The sequence below is a fragment of the Pseudobythopirellula maris genome, from assembly GCF_007859945.1.
GTDB classification, from domain to species: domain Bacteria; phylum Planctomycetota; class Planctomycetia; order Pirellulales; family Lacipirellulaceae; genus Pseudobythopirellula; species Pseudobythopirellula maris.
Genome location: NZ_SJPQ01000003.1, coordinates 339,184 through 364,411, shown reverse-complemented (window position 1 = coordinate 364,411; position 25,228 = coordinate 339,184). Strand labels below are relative to the sequence as shown.

The window sequence follows — 25,228 nt, the reverse complement described above, 5'->3', positions numbered from 1 at the left end:
CCGACGGAAGTCGGCAGTCGGCGCTGCGTCAAATGCGCTGCCTCACCGGCGCTCCATCACTCACGCCCCGTCACTCACGCCCCGTCAGACCGGCGCCAGCCGTGCTGGCGCCCGATAGGTGTCGTCCCTCACCTAACCCTCACGGTTGACCACCGCCCCTCAAGTCGGCTCGCTCAGGGGGCCGATGCGAGTGAAAGACTCTGCGGGTTGTAGCGGTCGTCCGTGTGGCGGCCTGTCGGCGGCCCGCCGTACGAGCGGGGCGGGGGAGCGGGATGCAATTGGCGAACGAGAATACGGCCGAACGGCCGCACACGGATTCGTGTGCGCGGCTGCTGTGCGCGGTGTTGCTCCTGGCGACGCTCGCCGGCTGCTCGCGCTCTCACTACCGCCGCCAGGCCGACGCCGAGGTCAACTGCATCGTCGATCACAAGGCGGCGATGGTCGGCTGCGAGCCGGGGCATTTCCGGATCAACATCGACCCGCGGTCGCGGATGTACGACGGCGACGATCCCGACCGCCCGCCGATGCCGCCCGACGACCCGGTGGGGCACACCATCCTGCAGTGCGTCGATGGCATGAAGGGGGCGAAGGAATACCGCTTCGCCGACCGCACGCCGTTCGTCGAGAATCCCGACTGGCGCGCCTACCTGCCGCGCGACGAAGACGGGGTGCTCGTGCTCGATCTGGCGGGCGCGGTCGACGTGGCGTTGGTCCACTCGGTTGACTTCCAAGAGGAGCTCGAAGAGCTCTATCTCTCGGCGCTCGACGTGACGTTCGAGCGGTTCGTGTTCGACAGCCAGTTCTATGGCGGTTCGTCGATCGACTACTTCCACGCCGGCCCGGCCTCGGGTGCGGGGACCGGGGCCGCCGCGGCGGCCTCCGACACGGGGCCCTCGTCGAGCGTGCTCACGGTGTCGCCCTCGGCGCCCGGCAACCGGCTGCGGGTGGAGAAGATGACGGCGACCGGCGGCACGATCGTGGCCGGCGTGGCGAACTCGCTCATCTGGCAGTTCTCAGGGCCCAACAATTACACGAGTAACACGCTGCTCGATTTCGCGGTGTTCCAGCCGCTGCTGCGCGGCGGCGGTCGCGACGTCGTGCTCGAAACGCTCACCATCGCCGAGCGTGCGATGGTGGCCAACGTCCGCGCGATGGAGCGCTACCGGCGCGGCTTCTACCTCGACATCGCCACCGGCCGCGGCGCCGGCGAGGGCCCCAGCCGCCGCGGCGGGTTCTTCGGCGGCAGCGGCCTGACGGGCTTCACCGGCGTGGGCGGCGGCGGCTTCGGCCGCGTGGGCGGCGGCGGTGGGAGTGGTGGCGGTGGCGGCGGGGGCACCTCGGGCGGCGCCGGCGCCGCCGGGGCGGGCGGCTACATCGGCCTCTTGCAGACCACGCAGGAGCTCGCCAACCAACGGGCCAATGTCGCCGCGCTGCGTGACAGTGTCGACCAACTCGAGGCCTCGAACGAGGCGGGCCGCATCGACCGTTTCCAGGTCGACCTTGCGCGGCAGGCGCTATTCAACGCGCAGAGCCAGTTGCTCACCTCCGAAGCCGGCTTTCAAACCTCTCTCGACTCTTTCAAGACGAACCTCGGCCTGCCGCCCGATCTCGAGATGCGGCTCAACGACCCGCTGCTGAATCAATTCGAGCTGCGATCGGTGGCGCTGACCGACTTGCTGGTCGATGTTTCCGGCGCGGCCGCCGTGCTCCGCACGCTCGAGACGCCCGCCCCGCCCACCGAGGCGGCCGAACGCGGCTTGGCGGCGATCGAGGTCGTGCCGCCCCCGCCGCCGACCGGCCCGCCGGGCGAGGGCCCGGTTGTGCCGATGCCGTTCGACGCGGAGGGGATCGGCGTGCGGCCGATCGAAGCGTCGCCCGTCGAGGCCGACACGATCTACGCCGAGAGCCAGGAACTGGCCACCGCGGCGCTCGCTCAGGCCGAGGCCGTCGAGGCGGACTACGCCGCGCTCCAAGGGGTGCTGGCCGAGCGGCGGGCCCACCTGCAGACGATCGCGTTGCGTGAGGAGATCGATCGCGCCGAGATCGACCCGTTGGTGTTCGACGCCGGCGCGCTCGACGGGCGCGTGGCGCAGCTCCGTCGCGACATGGACACGGTCGGCGAGATCCTCCGCCGCGTGGTGGGACGGATCGAGGCGGCCACCGAAGAGAAGAACCCCGCACAGCTCCGGCCCGCGATGGGCGATTTGTCGAACGTGCTCCTGGAGCTCTCGTTGCTTCAGGCCCGCGCCCGGCTCGACGCGGTCGACGTCGAGCCCACCGAGCTGACGCCCGAAGAGGCGCTCCAGATCGCCAGCATCTACCGACGCGACTGGAAGAACGCGCGGCTGGCGTTGGTCGATTCGTGGCGGCTGATCAACTTCAACGCCAACGACCTCGAGGCGGGCCTCGACGTGGTGTTCACCGGCGACATCGGCAACGTGGGCGACAATCCTTTCCGGTTGCGCAACACCCGCGGCAGCCTCGGCGTGGGGCTCGCGTTCGACGCGCCGCTCACTCGGCTCGGCGAACGCAACGTCTACCGCCAGTCGCTCATCGAGTACCAGCAGGCCAAACGCGACTACTACCAGTTTGTCGACGGCGTGTCGCAGGGACTGCGGGCCACGCTCCGGCAGGTCCGACTGAACGAGATCAATCTCGAGCTACGCCGCCAGGCGGTGCTCGTGGCGATCGCCCAGGTCGACATCACGCAGCTGAGGCTCGACGAGCCGCCGCGGCCGGGCGAAGAGACCGAGCTGAGCAACACCACGGCCCGTGACCTGGTGCAAGCGCTCGGCGATCTGGTGAACGTGCAGAACGATTTTCTCAGCGTGTGGGTGAACAACCTGCTGCAGCAGTGGAACCTGGAGTACGACCTCGGCGTGATGCAGATCGATCGTTACGGCCAGCGGACGCCGCTCGGCATGCCGCTGCGAGATTTCTTGCATTCGCCCGAATGCCTCTTGCCGGGGCTGCCCAAACGCGACCAGGGCGACATCCAGCTGATCCGTCACGACGCGCCGCTGGCGCCCGCGGTGCGGCAAGCGCCCCCCGTCCCGACAGCCGCCGCGCAACATTCGACCGATTCGCGGCGTGGCCACGAGGTCCTTCCTGTGATCTGGCCCACAGAACAGCCCAAGCGATTGCCGTCGACCTCGGCCGAGGCGAGAACCGCCGGCGCCGCGGGGAATACGCGGGGTTGAATCACTTGCGGGCGTGCGTAGCGGGCGAAAAACGTGTCTCTCAGCGTGGACATTCGGGCGCCGCCTCCCTACGCTAGAATTAGAAGGTTAGCGCGCAAACAGATGAGGCGGCTGAGGATGACGGCGAAGACGGAACAAATCGAAAACGGAAACCCACCACCACGCGCGGGCGCCGCAGCGCTGCGATTGGTGGTCGCGCTTGCGCTGCTGGCGGTGATCGCCTACGGCGCCTACGCCTGGCAGGCCGCGAAGAACACCGGCGGCATGGCCGACGAGGCGGTGTTCCACAAGGTCGAGCGCAAGGACTTCGAGTTTGTCGTGACCGAACGCGGCGAGATCGAATCGGTCGGCGACGCCGAGATCCGTTCGCAGGTGAAGAGCAAGAACACCACCGGCTTGTCGATCCTGCGGATCGTTCCCGAAGGCGCCGACGTCGAGGAGGGCGACTTCCTCGTCGAGCTCGACTCTTCGGCTCTCGACGAGGAACGCACGCTGCAGCAGATCGCCGTGAACACGGCCGAGGCGCTCGTCGTCGAGGCCCGCAACTTGTACGAGACCAGCGTCATCGCGCTGAAGGAGTACGAGGAGGGCGTGTTCGTCCAAGAGAAGCAGACGATCGAGAGCGAGGTGTTCATCGCCGAGGAAGACCTCAGCCGCGCTCAAGAGTACTTGGTTTATAGCAAGAAGCTGGCGGCCAAGGGCTACGTGACCGACCTGCAGCTCGAGGCGGACGCCTTCGCCGTGGAGAACGCCCGCAAGACGCTCGAGGCGGCCCAGACCAAGCTGCGGGTGCTCGAAAAATTCACCCGCGAGAAGATGCTCAAGCAACTGGAGAGCGACGTGCGCATCTCCGAGGCCAAATGGGAGGCCGAGAAGAACAGCTTGCGGCTGGAGACCGGGCGTCTTGAGGAGATCGAGGACCAGATCGCCAAGTGCATGATCGTTGCCCCGCGGGCCGGCACGGTCAAATACGCCCACATCAGCGACCGTCGCGGTCAGGACGATTTCATTGTCGAAGAGGGCGCCGTGATCCGCGAGCGGCAGACGATCATCCGGCTGCCCGACACGTCGGTCATGCAGGTCGAGGTGAAGATCAACGAGTCACTGGTCAAGAACGTGAGCCCCGGCATGGAGGCTCAGGTGCGACCTATCGGCTACGAAGACTCGCCGCTCCGTGGCCGCCTGGCCCGCATCAATCAGTACGCCGAGCCTTCGGGCTGGCGACGCGCCAACGTCAAGGAGTACGAGGCTTACGTCGATATCCTCAACGCGCCCGAGGGGATCAGGCCCGGCATGACCGCGTCGGTGCGCATCCGTGCGATGTTCATCCCCGACGCCCTGCAGGCGCCCGTGCAGGCGGTCATCAAAGGGGGCGACGGCGATTATTGCCTCGTCAAAGACGGCCAGGACCTGACGCTGCAACGCGTGGAGTGCGGCCCGACGAACGACCGGTTTTACGTTATTGAGAACGGGCTGGAAGAGGCCGACCTCGTGGTGCTCAACCCGCGGACGTTCCTCGGCCGCGATGGCTTGGACGTGCCGCCGCTGCAGCGTGGGTCGCCCTCGAGCGGCCCCCCCGGCGGCCGGCCCGCCGAGGGTGAGTCGGGAGACGACGCCACCGACGAGGGCGCCGAAGAGTCCGACAGCGGGGCGATCGCCGCCAGCGGCGTGGAGGCGACGGCCTCGACGGGCGGCTGATCTGCGTCCCCGCCCTTTCCTCGCTCCCCGCCTCCGTTTCTCGCCCGCTACGATTCCCCCCGCAGCCGATGGTCGTCCCCAGCACCACCGCCGCCAGCATCCGCGAACTGCGCAAGGAGTACGTGTTGGCTAGCGACACGGTGCGAGCGCTGCGGGGCGTGTCGTTCGACGTGCCTACGGGCGACTACGTGTCGATCATGGGCCCCTCGGGCTCGGGCAAGAGCACGCTGCTGAACCTGCTCGGCTGCCTCGACCGGCCGACCTCGGGGTCGTTCTTTTTGGCCGGCGAGGACGTCGCCCGCATGTCGGACGACGAACTCTCCGAGACGCGCGCCACGCGGCTGGGCATCGTGTTCCAGTCGTTCAATCTGCTGCCCGCCCTCACCGTGGTAGAGAACATCGAGCTGCCGCTGCTCTACAGCGGGCTGCTCAACTCGGCGGCCCGCGCGAAGTGCGAGGCGCTCGCCGCCAGGGTCGGCCTGGGCGACCGACTCGACCACCGACCGATGCAGCTCTCCGGCGGCCAGCAGCAACGCGTGGCGATCGCCCGCAGCCTGGTGAACGACCCCCAATTCATCCTCGCCGACGAACCGACCGGCAACCTCGACTCGGTGACCACCGACGAGATCCTCCACTTGCTCGACGAGCTGAACGCCGAGGGGCGCACGATCATTATCGTCACGCACGAGGACGAGGTGGCCGAGCGGACCAAGCGGACCATCCTGCTCCGCGACGGGCAGGTGCAGACCGACGAGAGGCGGCGGTCATGACGCGGTCGCGCATCGGCAGGACAATCTGGCTGAGCATCAAGAGCCTGATGCTCCACCCGCTGAGGTCGGGGCTCACGGTGCTCGGCATCTTGATCGGCGTCTCGAGCGTCATCTGGCTGCTGGCCATCGGCGAGGGGATCAGTGCGGCTTCGCAACGGCAGATCGCCAGCCTGGGCGCCCGCAACATCATCGTTCGCTCGGTGATGCCCACGAGTGACAACTTCGAAGGGGGCGGTTACGGCCTGACGCGTGACGACTATCAACGCATCGTCGAGACCGTCCCCACGCTCGAAACAGCCGTGCCGATCCGCGAGTTCCAGCGCGAGGTGCGCTCCGGCCGCCGACGCCTGGAGGGCCGCATGGTCGGCTGCACGCCGGAGTACCCCGGCGTGGTCAAGACCACCGTCGCCCAGGGGCGGTTCTTCAACCAGGAGGACATGGACGACGAGAGCAACTACTGCGTGCTCGCCGCCGAGGCGTCCGAGTACCTGTACCCCGGCGGCAACTCACTCGGCCGGGCGTTGATGGTCGACGACGAGTTCTACACGGTGATCGGCGTGATGGACCCGCGGGCCGCCTCGGCCGGCATCGGCGGGTCGCTCGCCGCCGAGGACTTTTCTAACGACATCTACATCCCGATCTCCACGCTGTGGCGGCGGCTGGGGGACATGGAGATCATCCAGAAGCCGGGCCAGTTCCAGCAGGATGTCAAAGAGATCAGTCAGATCACGATGGCCGTGGCCGACGTGGACGACGTGCTCAAAACGGCCGAGGTCGTCCGCGACACGGTCCAGCGGGGCCACACGCTCGACGACTTCACGATCACCGTTCCCCTGGAATTGCTGAACCAGGCCCGCACCACGCAGCTGATGTTCATCATCTTCCTCGGCATGATCGCGGCGATCTCGCTCGTGGTGGGCGGCATCGGCATCATGAACATCATGCTCGCCACGGTGACCGAACGGACCCGCGAGATCGGCATCCGCCGCGCGGTGGGCGCCAAGCAGGGCGACATCGTCTCGCAGTTCCTGGCCGAGAGCGTCGTGCTGTCGGTCGTTGGCGGGGCGCTCGGCGTGGTGGGCGGGCTGTTCTGCCGGCCGCTCTCGATCGGCGGGCGTGAGATGATGTACCGCTTCTTCCCCGACCAGATGGAGAACGTGCCCGACCTGATCCGCACGGTCGAGCCGGTGATGGTCGGTTGGTCGGTCCCGCTGGCGTTCATCATCTCGGCGATGGTCGGCGTGGTGTTCGGCGTCTACCCCGCGATCAAGGCGGCGAAGCTCGACCCGATCGTGGCGCTAAGGCACGAGTGAGTGGCGCCTATCTGAGCAGGGTCGGCCGGGGGGCGTGCCGGGGGTGATCCTTCCTGAGTCGCGACGAGTCCCTTATCTTGGGGGCGTTGCTCGCGTCTCCCAGCCACTCCACGCCCTCCCAGCTCTCTCGCATGATCCACGTAATCGCGACGCTCTCGACCGCCCCCGGCCGCCGCCAAGAGGTGCTCGACGCCTTCGCCGAGCTCACGCCCAAGGTCCACGCCGAAAAGGGCTGCATCGAGTACGGCGCCGCCGTCGACGAGCCGACCGGTCACCCGGCGCAGCGGCTCGTGGGCGACGACCGGTTCATGGTCGTCGAAAAGTGGGAATCGCCCGAAGCCCTCGAAGCGCACCACTCGGCGCCGCACATGGTCGCCTTCCGTGATTCGGTGGGCGACGCGCTCACCGGCGTGGAGTTGCTCGTGCTGAGCCCCGCCTGACCTACCCGCCTGACCAGCCCGCCACCGTGTAACTCTTTCCCGAGGCTCCCACCCCGGCAACCGATGACCGACCTGCTGCGCAAATCGATTCTCGACGCCGCCGATACCGTGGTGGTGAAAATCGGCACCCGCTCGCTCACCGCGCCCAACGGGGCGCTCGATGAGGCCCAGGTTGTTTCCGTCGCCGACCAGGTCGCCGCGGTGGTCGAGTCGGGCCGGCGGGTGGTGCTCGTGAGCAGCGGCGCCGTGGGCGCCGGCATTGCTCGGCTTGGTCTGACGAGCCGACCGACCGACCTCGCCCAGCTGCAGGCCGTGGCCGCCGTTGGCCAGAGCCACATGATGGAGGCGTACAATCGCACGCTCGAGGTTCACGGGCTGCACGCGGCCCAGGTGCTCCTGACGGCGGCCGATCTGAACCACCGACGCCGCTACCTCAACATCCGCAACACGTTGGCCTCGCTCTTCGAGTGGGGCGCCGTGCCGATTATCAATGAGAACGACACGGTTCGGACCTACGAGCTGCGGCAGACCTTTGGCGACAACGACCGGCTCGCCGCGTTGGTCACCAACTTGATCCGGGCCCCGCTGCTGGTGCTGCTCACCGACGTCGAGGGGCTCTACGACGGCGACCCGGCGAGCGAGAGCTCCCGGGTGATCCCCACCGTCGAGCGGATCGACGACGCGACGATGTCGTTTGCGGGCGGCACGGCAGCCAACGCGGGGTTGAGGCTCTCGACGGGCGGCATGGGGAGCAAGCTCGAAGCGGCCCGCATCGCCACCGAGGCGGGCGAGCACGTGGTGCTCGCCAACGGCCGCCGGCCGGGCGTGCTGATGGACCTGCTGGCTGGTGAGCCTGTCGGCACGCTGTTCCTGGCCGAGGGCGAGTCGGTCAGCTCGCGCAAACGCTGGATTGGCTGGACCGTGCAACCGGCCGGCACGCTGACGCTCGACGCGGGCGCCGTGCGGGCGGTCGTCTCCGGCGGCAGCAGCCTGCTGGCCGTGGGCGTCAAGCGGCTGACGGGCGATTTCAAGTTGGGCGACATCGTCGCGTTGTCCGACGAGTCGGGCGTGGAGGTCGCCCGTGGTTTGACCAACTACAGCGCCGACGACTTGCGGATGATCGCCGGACAACCATCGGAGAGTTTTGCGGGGATTTTGGGCCGTTGTCCTTATTCAGAGGTGATCCACCGCAATAATCTGGTGTTGATCGGAAAGGCTCGCACTGGTTGTTAGGGCGCAGGCTGTTTAATCTGAAATAGATGGGTTGATTGGGCGATACGAATAAAGACGCGTTGCCGCGACGTTGGGCGGCAGGCAAGTCTTTGCAGGTCGCCCGGTTTCCCCATCCGTTACAGACTACGCCTCCATGATCAGCCCCCCCTCCGCCTCGTCCATGGCGACGGTACCCCACCTCATGCAGACGCCGCCCGTCGTGGGAGGCGCCCTGCCGGTCACCGACGGAAGCTTCGTCGAATTCAGCCGCGACGTGCTGGGGACCCTGCTGCGCTTGCACCAAAAGCACGGGCCGATCGCCGCCCTGAGGGACGGCACGCAGAAGATCGTCTTCCTGTTCGACCCGGCTTACAACCGCCAGGTGCTCAGCGACGCCAAGACGTACCACGCCCGCTTCTTCGGGATCCGCGGGCCGAAGCGCTCGAGCCAGCGGCGGCTCACCTGCGGCTTGCTCGCCATGAACGGCGACCAGCACCGACGCAACCGGCGGATGGTCAAGGAGCCGTTCGGCATGCGGCAGATTGCTCACTACGACGACGCGATCCTCCGCTTCGCCGAGGAGACGACCGCCTCGTGGAGCGACGGCCAGGCGGTCGACGTGAACGAAGAGATGACCCGCCACATGCTGCGGGTGACCAGCGGCCTGCTGTTCGGCCTGGACGACAACGACCTGGCCTACGTCGTCGGTGAGCAGATCGCCGAGTGGGTCGGCATGAACCACGAGCTGGGCGTCGGCGCCTTGGTGCCGAACGACGAGTTCTCCGATCGCTACGAGGAGCTGCTCGCCTACTCCGAGAAGCTTGAGAAGAACGTGATGGAGCTCATCCGGCTGCGTCGCGCCGACCCGAAGCCGAGTTTCGACGTGCTGTCGATCCTCGTGCGGATGCACGACGCCGAGGGGGGCCTGAGCGACGAGGAACTGGTCGGCCAAGCGTGCGTGCTGTTCGGCGCCGCGCACATGACAACGGCCCACTCGTTCACCTGGACGCTGTTCCTGTTGGCCCAGCACCCGAGCGTGATGCGCCGCGTTTGGGGGGCGATCGAGGATGGCACGATCGACCGCGAGGGCGAGAACGGCGAGATGGCTCTCATCGACCGGGTGATCAAGGAGAGCATGCGGGTGCTGCCCGCCTCGGGCTACTCGCAACGGATCAACAACGAGCCGGTCCGATTGGGGCCGTTCGAGCTGATGCGCGGCACGCCGATCGTGTTCACGCCGATCATCACGCACAAGCTCGAGTCGACGTTCGAGAATCCCCGCCTGTTCGATCCCGACCGCTGGCTCACGACCAAACCCTCGGGCTACGAGTACCACCCGTTTGGCGGCGGCCCCAGGCTCTGCATCGGCGGTCCGCTGGCGATGAAGATCCTGCGGACCACGCTGCCGCGGTTCCTCAGCGAGTGGCGGTTCACCGTCGAGCCGGGAAGCGACGTCACGGCAGAGGTCCGCTCGACCATGCTCAACCCGAAGAACGGCGTGCGCATGCGGCTCAACAAGCATGCCGAGGCCGGCCCGACTTTCACGGCGAGCCCGATCCGCGGCAACATCGACCTGTTGGCTGACTTGCCCGAAGCTCCCGAGGCGCCGGCGGCCTGAGCCACGGCGTCGGCGTCCGGCCCCGCCTGCTGGGAGCGAGCAATGCCGCGTCACCCCGTCGAGGCGTCCGCCGGGAGATCGTCGCGCACGATCGCCCACTGCAGCACATCCTGCGGCCGCGGGCCGGCTTGCGGTTGCATGTAGCGGCTCCGCAGCGTCCCCTCGAGCCGCATGCCGCACTTCTCCAGCACGCGGGCCGAGCCGGCGTTGCGTACGTTGCAGGTTGCTGAGACCCGCCAAATGGTGGGGTGACGCCAAGCCTCGGCAATCACCGCCCGTGCCGCCTCGGTCGCGACGCCGCGGCCCCACTGCCGCCGGGAGATCACGTAGCCCAGCTCGGCTTGGGCGAGCACCGGCAGCAGGCTGATGGCGCCCCACGGTTTGAGCTTCTCGGGCATCCCCTCTTCCCGCAGGCAGACCGCCCACACGTGCGTGACGCCGGCGTCCCAGTCCCGCTCGGCTTGGCGGTAGAATTCTTCGGTCTCGACGGCCGATTGGTGCGTGCGCCAGCGGAGGAAGCGGGTCGCCTCGGGGTCGGAGGCGTAGCGTTCAAAGCCGGCCTGAGCGTCGGAGGCTCGCAGCCTCCTGAGCAGTAGCCTGTCGGTCTCGATGGTTTCGGCGAACATGGCGGGGGCTTCCGTGATTTTTTTGAAGCGGTATCTCACGTGCAGACCGCACAATCGAGCGGCGGGTTCGGTCGCGCCCGTTGAGTGACCGAGCCCCCCTTCATAGAATCTTGGTAGTTGCGAGGGGCGTCGCGGCCGGCAGTTCGTCGGGCGGAGAGCCTCTGCCCTCACCCCACCCGTCTGGCGCCCGCGTCGGATGCCGGAGCCCCATGAGTGAACTGCACCACGAGTGCGGAATCGCGGCAGTTTACCACCTGCCCGGCCCCGCGAGCCCCCTCTGCCCAAGCCAGGGGCCCGACGAAGCGACCCGCTTGCTGCCGCGCATGCTGCTCGACATCCAAAACCGTGGGCAGTTGTCGGCCGGCGTGACCACGTTCCAACCCGGCCGCGACCGGCTGCTGGACACCTACAAGGCCCTGGGGAGCGTGGGCGAGGCGTTCCGCCTCAACCACCGCGGCAAGGCCGAGGCGCTGATGTCGAAGCTCGCCGGGCGGGCCGGAGTGGGCCACGTGCGGTACGCCACGTGCGGCAAGGACGAGCTCGACTACGCCCAGCCGTTCGAACGCCGCCACCTGCAAAAGCGCAAGTGGTTCGCCTTCGGCTTCAACGGCCAGCTGGCCAACTACGCCGAGCTGCGCGACCAGCTGCTCTCGGAGGACGAGAACCACGTGGAGCTCGCCACCGACACCGAGATCATGATGCACGAGATCGCCCGCGAGATCGCCGGCGACCGCCGGCCGTCGCTCGTCGAGGTGATGCGCAACGTCGCGCAGCGCATCGACGGGGCGTACAGCATCGCGTTGATCAACGCCCAGGGCGAGATGCTCGTGGCCCGCGACCCGCTGGGCGTCAAACCGGTCTCGTACGCGGTGGAGAACTCGCTGTTCGCCGCGGCGAGCGAGAGCGTCGCGCTGCTGAACCTCGGGTTCTCGGTCGAGAGCATCCGTTCGCTCGAGCCGGGCAAGGCGATCACGATCTCCGGCGGCGAGATGAAGGTCGAACGCTTCGCGGAGTCCCCGCGTCGGGCGCACTGTTTCTTCGAGTGGATCTACTTCGCCAACGTCGCCAGCACGATGGACGGCCGCAGCGTTTACCTGGCGCGCAAGGCGCTCGGCGAGGAGCTCGCCCGCTTGGAGACGCTCGACATCTCGCAGGCCCGCGACGACGAGGACCCCGACACGATCGTCGTGCCGGTGCCCGACACGAGCAAGGGCGCCGCCGACGCGATGGCTTACCGGCTGGGCGTGCCGAGCGTCGAGGGGCTGATGCGCAACCGCTACGCCGGCCGCACGTTCATCGAAGGGGGCGACGCCCGCAAGGCGAAGGTCGCCGCCAAGTACACCCCGCTCCGCGAGGTGCTCGAGGGCAAGCGGGTGATCTTGGTCGAGGACTCGATCGTCCGTTCGACGACGATGCGCGAGCTGCTCTCGCGGCTCCGGGAAGTGGGCGGCGCCCGCGAGATCCACGTCCGCGTCGCCTGCCCGCCGATCGTGGCGCCCTGTTTCTACGGCATCGACATGTCGACGATCGGCGAGCTGTTCGCCCCGCCTTTCCTCGAGGGCTGCCGCGGCGACGGCGGCGCAGCCGACGAGGCGGCCTTCGCCCGCATGGCCGAGGAACTCGGCGCCGACTCGCTCCGCTACCTACCGATCGCGTCGATCGCCCGAGCGATCGGCCGACCCGACGGCGACCTCTGCCAGGCCTGCATCACGGGCCAGTACCCCACGACATGCGGCCAGCAGCTCTACGAGATCGCGCTCGAGCAGGCCGGCGCCACATCGCCGCAGAGCGGCCGCACCTACGAGGCGGCCCGCACGATGGCGTGAAGGCATGTCGATCGCATGGTGTATACTAGGGGAGAGGCTTTTTCAGCACACCATCCTCCACGGAGGCGCCCATGGCATCGGCGGACCTTGCAACGCACAATGCGGCTGACGATGGCGAGCCCTTCGATCCCACACTGATCCGCTCAACGGTCATACTCGACCCGCAACTGTCGGAAGAGATCCGGCGGCAGCGTGCCGAATGCGGTAGTGATCGGTTCGACGAAGTCTGGGACGGTGTCTATATGATGAGCCCGCTAGCGAACAATGAGCACCAAGAGTTCGGCACAAGGCTTGCCGCCGCGATCCAGGTAGGCATGGGTTTCGATTTTTCAGGGACTATCCTGGCGGGCGTTAATGTTTCCGACCGCTCGGAAGAGTGGACCGTGAATTTCAGAATCCCCGATGTGGCGGTCTATTTGCCTACCACCGAGGCGGTCGACCGTGGCGCCTTTTGGCAGGGTGGCCCTGACTTCGCCGTGGAAATCGTTAGCAAGCACGACCGCGCGCGAGAGAAGATCGACTTCTACGCCAAGGTTGGCACGCGTGAACTGATGTTCGTCGACCGTGACCCTTGGCGGATCGAACTGCTCCGGCTTGTGTCGGGGCGATTGGTGAGTGTCGGCGAGTCGTCCCTCAACGAAGATCGAGTCCTCGCAAGTGAGGTCATCCCTTTCGCGTTCAGGCTCATCGAGGGCGAGACGCGCCCACGGATCGAGGTAACGCACTCGACCACACGACAGAACTGGAACGTCTGATGCGCACTTCCGGTTAAATAAGCATCATCGGACAGCACCACAAGACGCTCACGTGTACCGCACGTTCTGGTGCTCGGGCTCGAAGAACACCGGCAGCAGCGAGTCGACCCTAAGCAGCCCATCGCGGGTGAGCTCCACCCGCTCGTCGGTGAAGCCGAGCAGCCCCTCGTCGCGGTGGCCGGTCCATTGGTCGCGCCAGTGGTCGATGATGTCGACGCCAAACTTTTCGCGGAAGTAGCCCGCCTCGAGCCAGCCCTTCTTGAGTTGCAGAACCATCTCACGCACGAGCGCCTGGTGCGCCGTGATGGTGAGCGCCCGCCCTAGCGGCAACTCGCCCGCTTCGAGCTTGCCGAGATACTGCTCCCACTCGGGCAGGTTCTGGTAATGGACGCCCGAGGCGTGGCCGAAGCTGGCGATGCCGGTCGCCAGCAGGTCGCTGCCGCGCCACAGGTTGTCGCGGTAGCTGAACTTCACGCCCGGCTTGACCATGGTGTAGGCGCTCGAAGTCTCGTAGCCCGCCTCGGCGAGCTTGTCGAACGCCCACGAGACCCACTCACGCTTCTGCTCCCACGAGGCGATGGGCGACTCCTCGCCCGCCAGCACGCCTTGGGAGATCACCGTGTTGAACGGCAACTCCATCTGGTAGATCGTCACGCAGTCGGGGTCGAGTTCGATGGCGCGCTGGACGGTCGCCTCCCACTTTTCGGTGGTGTCGCCCTTCATGCCGGCGATCAGGTCGATGTTCACGTTGTCGAACTGGGCCGCCTTGATCCACGGCCACGCCCGGTCGATCTCCATCGACTCGTGCGCCCGGCCGTTGTCGCGCAGGATCGCGTCGTCGAAGTGCTCGACGCCCAAGCTGAGCCGCGTGACGCCGATCTCCTTGAGCGTGCCTACCTTCGCCTCGCTGAGCGTGCCCGGCTCGCACTCGAACGTGACCTCTTCCGCTTTGGACCAGTCGATGTTCGCCCGCAGCCGGTCGACCAGCCGGTGGAGCTGTCGGCTGGAGAGGTACGAGGGGGTGCCGCCGCCGAAGTAGACGAACCGGAACGGCCGGTCGCCCATCACGGGGAGCTGGCTGACGAGTTCGATCTCTTTGGACAGAGCGGCGAGGTAGCGCTCCACCTCCTTCGCGTTCTTGTCCGTGAAGACCTTGAAGTAACAGAACTTGCAGCGCTTGCGGCAGAAGGGCAGGTGCAAATAGAGCCCCAGCGGCGTATCGGCCGGCGGCGCGGCCATCGCCGCCTCGATCTCGCTGACGGCCTCTTTGGACCACTGCGAGAAAGGGGGGTAGTTGCTGATGAAGTAGGAGCCGACTTCGGTTTTGGTCGATTCGGTCATGGTTCCATTATGGCCAGAGTCGCGTTGTGTGCGTAACCGTTTATTGTCTCGCCTCGATAAGCCCCGGAGGGGCGGAAGCATGTAGCCAGGGGCGTGAGCCCCTGGTAGTCGTTGAATTAGCTGCCCAGGGGCTTGCGCCCCTGGCTATGTGCTGTCGCCCCTCCGGGGCTACTCCGTGGTTTAGTCCTTAGCCATAGCCCCAAAGCAATACAGCACCCCTTCGTTCGAGCCGATCACGATCTTGCCGCCCGTCGCCGCCGGCGAGGCGACGAACGAGCCGCCCGCTTCGTATTCCCACAGCTCCTCGCCGTCCGTGAGGTCGAGCATCATTAGCCGGCCGCCGGTCGTTGCGCAGAACACTTTGTTGCTGTCGGCCACGGGGGACGACTCGATGCGGCCGCGGAACGGTTTCTGCCACAGCAACTCGCCGTTATCCGGCCGCAGCGCGTAGAGGCTTTTGCCTTGGCTGCCGTAGACGACCGCCTTGTCGGTGACCGCGGCGGCGGTGCGGATGCCCTGGCCGCGGCGTGGGTCGCGGTAGGTCCAAAGTTCCGTCATCGCCTTGGTGTCCGCGGCGTCGATGGCGAAGAACAGGCCGCTCTCGGCGCCGAAGTACGCCCTGCCGTCCGAGACCGCGGCGGTGCTGCCAGTGGGGCCGCCGATCTCGGCCGTGCCGATTTCTTGGCCGGCGGCCAAGTCGACCGCGTGCAGCTTGCCGTCGCAGCCGGCCAGCAGCGTGGCGCCGCCCACCACGGTGGGCGAGCAACGCAGCGGCGAGTCGATCGCGAACCGCCACCGCTCCTCGCCGCTCTCGGCGCCCAAGGCGAAGAGCACGCCCCCCTCGGTCGTGACGAGCAGCGTATCCTCGTAAAGCAGCGGCCCGGCGTAGACCTCGGTCTCGGCGTCGAACGACCAGAGCTCTTCGCCGTCTTTTGTGGAGAGGCATCGGACCAAGCCGTTGAAATCACCAACCCACAGCCGATCGCCGTGTACCGCGGCGGCGGACATGAATCCGCAGTCCTCGAAAGTCTTCTTCCAGATGACCTCGCCGCCGTCCAGCCGCAGGGCGTAGAACGTCCCGTCGGTGTCGCCGACGTAGACCACGCCGCCGGCGATCACCGGCGCGGCGTCGAACGCCGTTTCTTCGGCCTCGTACTTCCAGAGCACCTGCGGGTCGTCAGGCAACGCTTCGGTCGCCACTCCGGTTGACGCTAAGTCGCCACGCGACACCGGCCAGTCCGCGAACGCCCAACAGGGGCAAACCGATGCGGCCGTGATCGCGCAGAGACGCAGAAACGCAGAGAAAGAGAACACAGTCCGCATCTCTGCGTCTCTGCGTCTCTGCGCGAGATCAACACGCCGCTTCGTACAAATGTTGGTAGTCATCGGCGGTCATCTCCACCGGGTTGAACGTGCCGGTCCACTGCTTGGCCGCGTCGGCGGCGAGCTGGGGCAGCTTGGTTTCTTCGACGCCCAACGCGCCGAGCGTGGTCGCCAGGCCTGCCTCGGCTGTCAGATCGGTGAGGAACCGGGCGAGCCCCTCGATGGCCTTCTCGGGCGGCGACGCCTCGGGGTACGAGACAAACAGGTGCATCTCGTGATAGGGGCTCGGCTTGGTCGGCTGGCTTTGTTCCATTCGCAGGCCGTTGTGACGCACCACGTGCGGCAGCATCAGCCCAACCGCCTCGCCGTGGACCACGCCGTAGTGGGCCGTCAGCGGGTTGGCCAGGGCGTGGGCGGCGCCGAGCATCGAGTTCTCGATCGCCAGCCCGGCGTAGCAAGCGCCCAGCTGCATGAAGCTACGTGCCTCGAGGTCCGCGGGGTCGCGCAGAACCCGGGGGAATCCACGGATCAGCATCCGCCACGCCTGCCGCGAGAACGCGAGCGACACGTCGGTCCGCTTGGTCGTGACCCAGGTTTCGACGGTGTGGGCGATCGCGTCGACGCCCGTCAGAGCGGTCACCCGCGGCGGCTGGGTCAGCGTCAGTTCCGGGTCGAGCACCGCCACGCGAAACGCCGCCCGCTTGTCGCCGCACGCCATTTTCACGTGCGACTCGGCGTCGGAGATCAGGGCGAACGACTGCGTCTCGCTGCCGGTGCCAGCGGTCGTGGGAACGGCCGCCATAGGCAACAGCTCGGCCGTCGCCTTGCCGACGCCCCAGTAGTCCTGCATCCGCCCGCCGCAGGAGTGGATGAAGTTGATCCCCTTGGCGCAATCCATGCTGCTGCCCCCGCCGATTGCCACAATCGCGTCGGGCTTGAAGTCCTGGGCCACGGCGACGCCCGCCGCCACGTTGTCGGTCGTGGGGTTCTCTTCAACGCCGTCGAAGATGAGTGTGTCGAGCCCGGCGGCGCGGAGGGAATCGACGCCGCGCCGCGTGTGCCCCGCTTCGATCACGCCGGGGTCAGAGACGACCAGCACACGCCCCGCGCCTAGTGCGGCCGTAAGGGCGCCGAGCTCGGCGATCCTTCCGGCGCCGAAGGCGACCTTGGTCGGGCATTGGAAGTCGAATGGGGTCATAGAAGGAACCACGGATGACACGGATGAACACGGATGGAGGAACGGAAATATCCGTGTCTATCCGTGTTCATCCGTGGTTCTTTTCTTAAGTAGCCAGCTGCACCGCTCGGCTGCGGTACAAGAACTCGATCAGGTTCCCCTCGTGCGGTTGCAGCCAGTCGAGCTGTGGGGTGGGGATCGGGCCTAGGTTCAGCCGGTCGATGTCGCGCGAGTCCAACAGGTCCTGGCGCCACGACTCATCTTCGGTGATCGCCGTGCCGACGAGTGTGGGGCCGATCACCGACAGCATCTTTTCTTGCGGGCACTCGACCACGTTGACCATCGGGAACATGTACTCCTTGTTCCGCGACTCCGATTCGGCGCTGGCATGGTGCAACACCACCGGTCGGAGGTAAGCGACCGGGTCGCGTTCGACGAGCCGGTCGCCGTACGAGGCCGTCATGTCCGTGACGCCCGACGCCTCGGCGTCGCTCTCCAGGGCGCCCCAGATCGCTTTGGCGGCGCCGGGAATCGTGAACGCCGCCAGTTGGGCCTTCTCGTCCTCGGGCGGCAGGGCCTCGACCGGGCCGAGCCGCTCGGCGAGCGCCGCGGCGATCTCCTTCGTGTGCCGCGGGGCGTAGATGCTGCTGGCGTTGATGCAGCTGCGGCCGCCGTTCTTCAGCACGCTGTCGGCCATCAGGTCGAGGTGCTTTTCCCAATCGTCGACCGAGTCGTCGCCCAGCAAGATCTTGCTGTAACCGGGGCCGTGGACCTGCACCTTCGGGTTGCCCGAGTACTGCTCGATCGTCTGCGGTCCGCCAAAGATCATGCTCCGCCGGCAGCTGGCGAGGATCGCTCCGCCGATCTCGGCGCCGTCGCCCGGGTAGAGGCACCACGCCTCGCGCGGCAGGCCCGCCTCGGTCATGGCGGCGAACACCCGGTAGGGGGTCCAAGGCTCGCTCGATCCGGGCTTCAAGACGAGGCCCATCTGCAACGCGATCACCGGCAGCCACAGCGTGTGGACGCCGGGCGAGTTGCTCGGCAGCACGGCGCCCAAGGCGTCGCACTGGGCGGCGTAGCTCACGGTGACGCCGCGCGATTCTTCGCCGTAGCCGCGGGCCAAGATGTTGAGGTCCAGGCCGCGCGTGAGGGCATCGAGAATCGTGTCGATGTTCTTCAGCACGAAGGCGTTCTTCGTCACGTTCGCCCGGCACATCGACACCGGCATGCCGGTCGTGGCCGACTGCTGGGCGATGAAATCGTCGGGCGACTGTTGGCAGTCGCCGACGGTGAGCGTGCCCGACTCGAACAGCTCGCCCGCCTTCTTGCATCGCTCGATCAGCTCGGCCGGCGAGAGCCTCTGCAGCGCCCGCCGGGCGGCCTGCGCCCCGCGCGCGTCGCGGCGGATGATGCCCGACCCCACGGTGTGCATCCGCGCGACCGGCTCGCCGGTGTAGAAGTGGTTGATCTGGGCGACGTCGAGCGACTCGTAAGGCTCGCCCCAGCGGATGGCGGGTAACTCAATCATTTAAGAAATCACGGACGGGTAGGAACCACGGATGGACACGGATGAAAACGGATAAGATTAGCGGATGCCCAAGTCTTTCCGAGATACGCTTTTAAGCTCGTCTTTCAGGACATGGAATTCGAGGTGAAGCCCGAAAGGAATGGGGAGTTTTGCAACAGTCGCTATATGCTGCCCGGCGCCCCGCACATCGCCACGGAATTCGCCGGTTTGGTAACCGATCAGCTTGAATCTGGAGTTCGGAGCGGGGTCGGAGGCATCGAGCATCCTGTCTGGAATGTACTGGTAGACAATTGGGGATTTTCCGACAGGCTCGCCGTTAACTGTTTCAATCTTCAGCAGAACGGCGGCTTTATCTGCCTTGGTGTTGGGGTTGTCTTCTCGGAATTCGTAAACACCCTCAACTGTCACCAGGGAACCCAACGGCTTGCCCAAGCGTCCGATCACGTCTGTCCGCTCAAGGTCAGCAACGGAAACCGTTGAGGTAAATGTCGTATTGTGCTTGGGGGGGTTGCTGTCAGACGTTTCGTGGCCGATTGCCTGATGGTGCGAACAGGGCAGAATCACTGCAAAAGCCACTATCAGGAAAAGTCCGCGTGCAACATGCATCAGTGTTTATCCGTGTTCATCTGTGGTTCCTAATAGACCCCAACCGTCGTCCCGCCTGCCAAGCGGCTAAACGGCCGGACGCCGCTGATGCCGTCCCACGGGTAGGCCGCATAGGGCGGTTCGCGTTCGCCCTCGTCGCGTTCTAGGAACCCTGGCACGAAGAACTCTTTGGTCAGCGTCGTGAGCTTCGACCGGCCGGTCTCGCCGTAGGGGACCACGCTGTTCGTGTCGTCGAAGTCGACCACCTCTAGCACGGCCCGCGGCTGCGGGGCGTGGTAGGTGATTTTGTAGTCGTTCTCTTGGGTGACCGGCTCGCTGCACGCCAGGCCCATCAGCGTGTTGCCATACGTGGGCGTCATGTAGACGCCCGACTTCTCGGGCGGGCCGCCGAACATCTCTTCGACACAGAACCGCGTCCACTGCGGCGTAAACTCGGTGCCGCCCGAGAAGATGCCGGTGATGCCGCACTCGGCGAGGCTCGTGCCGCGTTCTTCGAGCCCCAGGCAGAGCGACTCGATCAGTTTGGGCGTGCCGAACATGCATTTGACGTCGTGCCCGGCGGTGAGCACCGTGACGGCCTGGTCGATGCAGTGCTTCTTGTACTCCTCGAGGTGGTCCATCCACCCCTTCTTGATTAGCTTCACGACCCAACGCGGGTCGAGGTCGATGCAGAAACAGATGCCGCCGCGGTGTTGGGCGAGGTGCTCGACGGCCAATCGCAGCCGCCGGGGGCCGCTGGGGCCGAGCATCAGCCAATTGGCGCCCCGGGGGAAATGGTTCTCGGGCAGCGTGTCGCTGAACAGCGAGTAGTCGGTCCGAAAATCGTCGATCGCGATGCGACTCTTCGGCACGCCGGTGGTGCCGCCGGTCTCGAACACGTAAACCGGCTTGTCGGCGAGGCCCTTGGGGACCCATCGCCGTACCGGCCCGCCGCGGAGCCATTCATCCTCGAACTCGGGGAACTTCTTGAGGTCGTCGTAGCAATGGACCTCGGTCAGCGGGTCGAAGCTCAGCTCCGATTTCTTTTCGAGCCAGAACGGGCAGCCGGTCGACTCGTGGAAGTGCCACTGCACGGTCTCCACGGCCTGGGCGTCGAGCGCCGCACGGGCCTCGCTCAATTGCTGGTCGGTGGGTGGCGTGCCGGGAGGAGCGAAATCGGCGGGGGTTTGCGGCGTCATCGGGCTTCGGGGCGTGCGTCGGACGGGCGGCGGGAAATATCGTTAGCCTGTTAACTAATCTACGATAGCCGTCCCATCCCGCAGTGACAACCTCCCGTGGGCGAGCGATTCACTCGCTGCCTTAGGCAGTAGGGCACAAAAAAACCCCGCCTAGAGGGCGGGGTTGTGGGTCGATTGGATAGTCAGCGGCGACCGCAGCCATGCTTGGGCTGCTCTCAGGAATCTTGCTGGGTTGCCGAGGGGCTGGCTCCGCTGCCGAGCTGCGCCAGCACCTGGATCACGCCGTTGAGGTGCGCCAGGCGAGGGCCGTAGCGGTCAACGAACTCGTTGATCAAGAAGTCGCCGTAAACGAGCTCGTCCTGCGAGTCGCGGACGTCCTCGGTCAGGCGGTCGAGATATTCGACCTGCACCTGGCTGAGGGTCTCGGCCGCCTCGCGGCAGTTGCGCGAGAGCTCGGGGTTGGCTTTTTTCCACTGGCCCAATTCGGCCGACCGTTGCTTGTTTTGGGCCGAGAAGGCGCCCACAAGCTCTTCGAGCAACTCGTTGGTGCGGTCTTGCGCGGTCAGCATCTCACGCAGCAACTCGCCCTGCTCTTCGACCGGGTTCATCGAGGTGTGCGGCTGCGAACCGGTTGTCACGTCGACTTGCGAGAACAGGGGGGCCATTGAAGGATGCTTATCGGCCATGGGTATTGCTTCTTTGTTCCTGGGAAGACGCTGGGGGCGTCGTGTTGGGAGCTAATCGGAAGGGATGCTAGCAGGCCGTAGTTAGGGCCTCGCCGGTAGGCGGGAATAAAGGAATGATCGAAATCCGATTAGATATTATGAGGGGGTCTATCCGGAGGAGCGGGTTAGCTGGCTCTGAAGCCGCTTGTCTTGTTCTTCACAGTGTTCTTCCTCACGGTGCTTCTTCCTCACGGTGCTTCTAGCAGTGCCTCGCTTCGTAGCAGTGCCTCTTATCGATGCTGCGCTGCTTATCGAGGCCCTGACCAATTCGGCGACGTCCGCTTCAGCAGGGGGCATCGCCACCAGCTTGGGGGGTAAGGGCTGGTTGAGGTGAGACAGGGAGCCTTCTGGCGTGGGGGATTGGGGGCCGCTTGAGCTAGCCCGTGATGCTTTTAAGAGGCCCGTGAGGCCTTTTACAGGGAATGGCCGCAGCAGAATGCTTGCTCGCATGGGGAACATTGCCTCTTCGGTCGCCCATGCTGGATCGCACGTGCTGGCTGCAAGATCCCCCCACGGCCCTCCGCAGGCCATGTCTCCATTCTATTGTTGAGCCCCGGGTGAATCCAGCATTCGGACGCAACGACCTGGACGATTTTGCGAAACCTGCGGCCTCGGGCAGGGCCGTCTGGCGGCGGTTTGCGGTGTGCGGCGACTCTGCCGACGGATTCAAGACGCCCGGGCCCTAGCCCCGATTGAGAAGGTGGGGCGGCGCCCCCGTCTAGCAACCCCGATGGCGTTGCTAGCAGGCTTGGCGCCACGAATCCGAACGTCCCCCGATCCCAATCCGAACGCGCTGCCCGGAACCGAATGACTCGCAACTTTGACGTGAACGACGTGGTGGGCTACCTGCTCGCCGAGGGAGAAGACGACCAAGGCCGCACCGGCGCTTACCTGCTGGTGTCGTCCCGGGGTCGCCCGCTCGAATTCCATTGCACCGCTCCGGTGCGCGCCAGCCGCGCCCAGGAGATCCTCTTCGGACCGACGCTGCGCGACTACATCGACGGCGAGCTGATCGCCGGGGCGTTGGTGGCCAAGGCGCGACTCACCCCGGGCGTGGTGGTCGTGGCCGACAAGGCGTTGGCCGAGCCGGTGGCCGCGCGCGGGTGGGCCGCCGTTTGCGTGACGCCCGACGCGCCCGAAGGGCAAGCCAGCGACGTCCCAGCCAAGAGCGTGCAAGGCGAGCCGCTCCCCGAAGCCGTGCGCGCGTTGCTCGAAACGCTGCGCGGATCGGTCGACCTGGCCGAGCCGTTCGAGCGGATCCGCGAGGCGATCCGCGAGGCGCGTCGCCTGGGCGGCGCCGAGGAGGCGGGGCATGCCCACGCCGCCTGACGCGCAGCTGCTGATCTCCCTCGAAGGCGAGTCGCTCACTCCCAAGCCGCCGGCCGTGATGCGTTCGTGGCTCGGCGAAGACGACGCGGGGCTCGCCGTTACGAAGGTCGACTTCGGGGCGACCGCGCCCCAGGTCGTGTCGATCGCGCCGCCCCCGTGCGGCGTAAAGACTTACGGCTGCCTGCTGGCCGAGGGTCGTGAGGCGCTCGCCGCGCGGTCGGCCTCGTCGTACGCTGCGCCGCGTCCGAAAGTTGCGGAGGCAGCCGCGCCTCGGCGCGACGGCAAGCCCGCCGCCGCTGGCAAGCGCACCCGCATCCGCCCGCCGGGCGACGTGGTGAAGCTCGAGGACCGACTGCACTACCTGCTGCAGCCGCCGCTCGAGTCGCTCCTCGAGGCGGGCTCGCTCGGCTTCCCCTTCAAGCCGTTCCCTTATCAGCTCGACGGCGTGGCGTTCTTGTTCCCACGGCGCCACGCGGTGATCGCCGACGAGATGGGCCTCGGCAAGACGATGCAGTCGATCACCACCGTGCGGCTCTTGGCCCACAGCGGACAGCTGCGACGCGTGCTGCTGGTCTGCCCCAAGCCGCTGGTGAGCAACTGGCGCCGCGAGCTCGCGCTGTGGGCGCCCGACGTGTCGGTCGCCGTGGTCGACGGGCCGCGGGCGCGGCGCGAGTGGGCGTGGCGGCACACGTCGGCCGTGGTGACGATCGCCAACTACGAGTCGGTGGTGCGCGACAGCGACCTGCTGCACTCGGTCGACGGCGCCGAGCCGGTGGCTCGGTTCGACATGGTGATCCTCGACGAGGCGCAGCGGATCAAGAACAAGAACGGCACGACCAGCGCCGCCGTTTGCGCGTTGCCGCGCGACCGCAGTTGGGCGCTCACCGGCACGCCGATCGAAAACAGCACCGAAGACCTCGTGGGTGTTTACGAGTTTGTCTCGCCGGGGGTGCTGCGCAGCGGCATGCGGGCGCAGGAGATGGCCACCGCGGTGCGCGACTCGGTTCTGCGACGCACCAAGGAGCGGGTGCTCAAAGACCTGCCTCCCAAGATCGTCCGCGACGAGGCGGTCGACCTCGCGCCCGAGCAGTGGGACGCCTACCGCCGGGCCGAGGACGAGGGCGTGCTCGAGCTGAGCGCCGAGGGGGCCGAGGGTGGGGCGAAGAGCGTCGACATCCACCACGTGTTCGAGCTCGTGCTGCGACTCAAGCAGGTCTGCAACTTCGACCCCGCCAGCGGCGCGAGTGGCAAGGCCGACCGGCTCGAGGCCGAGCTCGAGGAGTGTGTGGCGAGCGGCCGCAAGGCGATCGTCTTCAGCCAGTGGGTCGACACGATCGACAAGCTCGCGAAGCGGCTCGGACGGTTCAACCCGGCCGAGTACCACGGCCGCGTGCCGCACGGCCGTCGCGACGGCGTGATCGATCGGTTCCGTAACGACCCGGACTGCCATGTGATCCTGATGAGCTACGGGGCGGGGAGCGTGGGGCTCAACCTGCAGTTCGCCGGCTACGTGTTTCTATTCGACCGCTGGTGGAACCCGGCGGTCGAAGACCAGGCGATCAACCGCGCGCACCGCATCGGCGCCGCCGGCCCGGTGACGGTCACACGCTACGCGTGCGCCGGGACGATCGAGGAGCGGATCGATGCGATCCTCACCGAGAAGCGCGAGCTGTTCGACAAGGTCTTCAGCGACGACCTCGGGCTGCGGTCGGGCGGCCTGACACGCGACGACCTGCTCTCGCTGTTCGACCTGCGTGGTCCGTCGGGGCCGATCGCCGCCGCGGCTTGAGACGCCGCCCCCAAGCGTGGGTGGATTCGAGCTTTGCGTTGACCCTGACGGCTGGCCAAGGGCGGGGCGTTGCAACGGCCGCGCCGCTGGGGGGCGGCGCCCATCCGTGAGAATCTCGTCCTCACCGGCGGCGCAGGGTTGTCGGCGCGTCCACAATTGGATAGCGCCCCCGCCCCCGCACTGGTCGGTTCCCCAGCGGCGTCCGACCTCCGCAACGATTCATCCCCTCCCACCGCGAAGGGCCCCCGCCATGCCACGCTTCACGATCGCACGCGCCGCGGCTATTTGCTTGCTCGCCGCGCCGGCCTGCCTCGCGCACGACGTGCTGAAGGACCCGATCACAACGCACACCAACGGCATGCCGCTCGCCTCGTCGCAGGCGCACCGCAGCCACAGCTACCTGTGGCGGTGCGACCCGTACCACCACGGGTTCTGCGAGGGCCGCGCCAACGTGCCGCTGCTCAACTCGCTGATGTGGCGCGACTCGAGCGACCCGGGCGGCGAGGCGCACCAGCAGCGGGTGGGCCGGCAGTCGGCGTGGGGCCGGTACGATGCGGCTCGCTCGGCCGACGGCCTCGAAGACACCCGCCACGAGGTGCTTGGCGCCCTGTCGGAGGGCGCCTTGGGCGATCAGGGGGGCTTCACCACGCCGACCGCTTTGCCCGCGTCGGCCGCCCCGGCCCCGGCGGCGGGTTCCTCGCCCTGGCTCCTGGGGATCGAGGCCCTGCGGCGGCAGGCGGTGGAGCTGGGGTACTGAACCCCTTTCTCAAGGGC

20 protein-coding genes are annotated in these 25,228 nt (G+C 66.9%); 12 read left to right on the top strand and 8 right to left on the bottom strand.

The window, feature by feature from the left end; translation table 11 throughout:
• The first annotated feature begins 272 nt into the window (after positions 1-272).
• The 7 genes from Mal64_RS14285 (at position 273) to Mal64_RS14255 (ending at position 10,251) form a co-directional block, all read left to right on the top strand.
• On the top strand, positions 273-3,200 hold the full coding sequence (locus Mal64_RS14285) for a TolC family protein (protein ID WP_146401415.1): 2,928 nt from the start codon (positions 273-275) through the stop codon (positions 3,198-3,200).
• Between the two features lie 117 nt (positions 3,201-3,317).
• Positions 3,318-4,898 carry an efflux RND transporter periplasmic adaptor subunit gene (locus tag Mal64_RS14280; protein WP_197525776.1) on the top strand — a complete coding sequence of 527 codons (1,581 nt, stop codon included), beginning with the start codon at positions 3,318-3,320 and terminating at the stop codon, positions 4,896-4,898.
• A gap of 68 nt (positions 4,899-4,966) precedes the next feature.
• Positions 4,967-5,668 (top strand): ABC transporter ATP-binding protein, encoded by a 702-nt coding sequence (locus Mal64_RS14275; protein WP_146401411.1) that lies wholly within the window; start codon positions 4,967-4,969, stop codon positions 5,666-5,668.
• On the top strand, positions 5,665-6,981 hold the full coding sequence (locus Mal64_RS14270; RefSeq protein WP_146401409.1) for an ABC transporter permease: 1,317 nt from the start codon (positions 5,665-5,667) through the stop codon (positions 6,979-6,981). Before Mal64_RS14275 ends, Mal64_RS14270 begins: the two co-directional genes overlap by 4 nt.
• 131 nt (positions 6,982-7,112) lie before the next feature.
• Positions 7,113-7,421, top strand: coding sequence for a putative quinol monooxygenase (locus Mal64_RS14265; protein ID WP_146401407.1), 309 nt, complete (start codon positions 7,113-7,115; stop codon positions 7,419-7,421).
• Between the two features lie 63 nt (positions 7,422-7,484).
• The gene (gene proB, locus Mal64_RS14260; protein WP_146401405.1) at positions 7,485-8,654 is read left to right on the top strand and encodes a glutamate 5-kinase; all 1,170 of its coding nucleotides are present in this window, start codon (positions 7,485-7,487) and stop codon (positions 8,652-8,654) included.
• A 160-nt stretch (positions 8,655-8,814) separates the two neighbouring features.
• Positions 8,815-10,251 (top strand): cytochrome P450, encoded by a 1,437-nt coding sequence (locus Mal64_RS14255; RefSeq protein WP_197525775.1) that lies wholly within the window; start codon positions 8,815-8,817, stop codon positions 10,249-10,251.
• 50 nt (positions 10,252-10,301) lie between these two features.
• Here the strand turns inward: Mal64_RS14255 and Mal64_RS14250 are convergent, their stop codons facing one another.
• Positions 10,302-10,877, bottom strand: a complete 576-nt coding sequence (locus Mal64_RS14250; RefSeq protein ID WP_146401403.1) for a GNAT family N-acetyltransferase — start codon at positions 10,875-10,877, stop codon at positions 10,302-10,304.
• Between the two features lie 209 nt (positions 10,878-11,086).
• On the opposite strand from Mal64_RS14250, the gene Mal64_RS14245 reads away from it, so the two are divergent.
• Both Mal64_RS14245 and Mal64_RS14240 read left to right on the top strand, forming a co-directional pair.
• Entirely contained in the window at positions 11,087-12,703 is a 1,617-nt protein-coding gene (locus Mal64_RS14245) for an amidophosphoribosyltransferase (protein WP_146401401.1), read from the top strand.
• Positions 12,704-12,774: 71 nt separating this feature from the next.
• Positions 12,775-13,458: a Uma2 family endonuclease gene (locus Mal64_RS14240; RefSeq protein WP_146401399.1), complete on the top strand. Its 684-nt coding sequence runs from the start codon at positions 12,775-12,777 to the stop codon at positions 13,456-13,458.
• Between the two features lie 48 nt (positions 13,459-13,506).
• Here the strand turns inward: Mal64_RS14240 and Mal64_RS14235 are convergent, their stop codons facing one another.
• From Mal64_RS14235 to Mal64_RS14205, 7 genes are all read right to left on the bottom strand, one after another.
• Positions 13,507-14,799, bottom strand: a complete 1,293-nt coding sequence (locus tag Mal64_RS14235; RefSeq protein ID WP_146401397.1) for a coproporphyrinogen-III oxidase family protein — start codon at positions 14,797-14,799, stop codon at positions 13,507-13,509.
• A gap of 180 nt (positions 14,800-14,979) precedes the next feature.
• Entirely contained in the window at positions 14,980-15,984 is a 1,005-nt protein-coding gene (locus tag Mal64_RS14230) for an outer membrane protein assembly factor BamB family protein (protein ID WP_197525774.1), read from the bottom strand.
• Positions 15,985-16,150: 166 nt separating this feature from the next.
• Positions 16,151-17,320: an iron-containing alcohol dehydrogenase gene (locus Mal64_RS14225; protein WP_146401393.1), complete on the bottom strand. Its 1,170-nt coding sequence runs from the start codon at positions 17,318-17,320 to the stop codon at positions 16,151-16,153.
• An 85-nt stretch (positions 17,321-17,405) separates the two neighbouring features.
• On the bottom strand, positions 17,406-18,827 hold the full coding sequence (locus tag Mal64_RS14220; protein WP_146401391.1) for an aldehyde dehydrogenase family protein: 1,422 nt from the start codon (positions 18,825-18,827) through the stop codon (positions 17,406-17,408).
• Between the two features lie 57 nt (positions 18,828-18,884).
• A complete protein-coding gene (locus Mal64_RS14215; protein WP_146401389.1) occupies positions 18,885-19,433 on the bottom strand; it encodes a hypothetical protein in 549 nt (182 codons plus the stop codon).
• A 29-nt stretch (positions 19,434-19,462) separates the two neighbouring features.
• Positions 19,463-20,611 (bottom strand): hypothetical protein, encoded by a 1,149-nt coding sequence (locus tag Mal64_RS14210; RefSeq protein ID WP_146401387.1) that lies wholly within the window; start codon positions 20,609-20,611, stop codon positions 19,463-19,465.
• A gap of 215 nt (positions 20,612-20,826) precedes the next feature.
• Entirely contained in the window at positions 20,827-21,276 is a 450-nt protein-coding gene (locus Mal64_RS14205) for a hypothetical protein (protein WP_231993760.1), read from the bottom strand.
• Positions 21,277-22,143: 867 nt separating this feature from the next.
• On the opposite strand from Mal64_RS14205, the gene Mal64_RS14200 reads away from it, so the two are divergent.
• From Mal64_RS14200 to Mal64_RS14190, 3 genes are all read left to right on the top strand, one after another.
• Positions 22,144-22,665 (top strand): hypothetical protein, encoded by a 522-nt coding sequence (locus Mal64_RS14200; protein WP_146401383.1) that lies wholly within the window; start codon positions 22,144-22,146, stop codon positions 22,663-22,665.
• Positions 22,649-24,454 (top strand): DEAD/DEAH box helicase, encoded by a 1,806-nt coding sequence (locus Mal64_RS14195; protein WP_146401381.1) that lies wholly within the window; start codon positions 22,649-22,651, stop codon positions 24,452-24,454. Before Mal64_RS14200 ends, Mal64_RS14195 begins: the two co-directional genes overlap by 17 nt.
• 250 nt (positions 24,455-24,704) lie before the next feature.
• Positions 24,705-25,211, top strand: a complete 507-nt coding sequence (locus tag Mal64_RS14190) for a hypothetical protein (protein ID WP_146401380.1) — start codon at positions 24,705-24,707, stop codon at positions 25,209-25,211.
• The last annotated feature ends 17 nt before the right edge of the window (positions 25,212-25,228 follow it).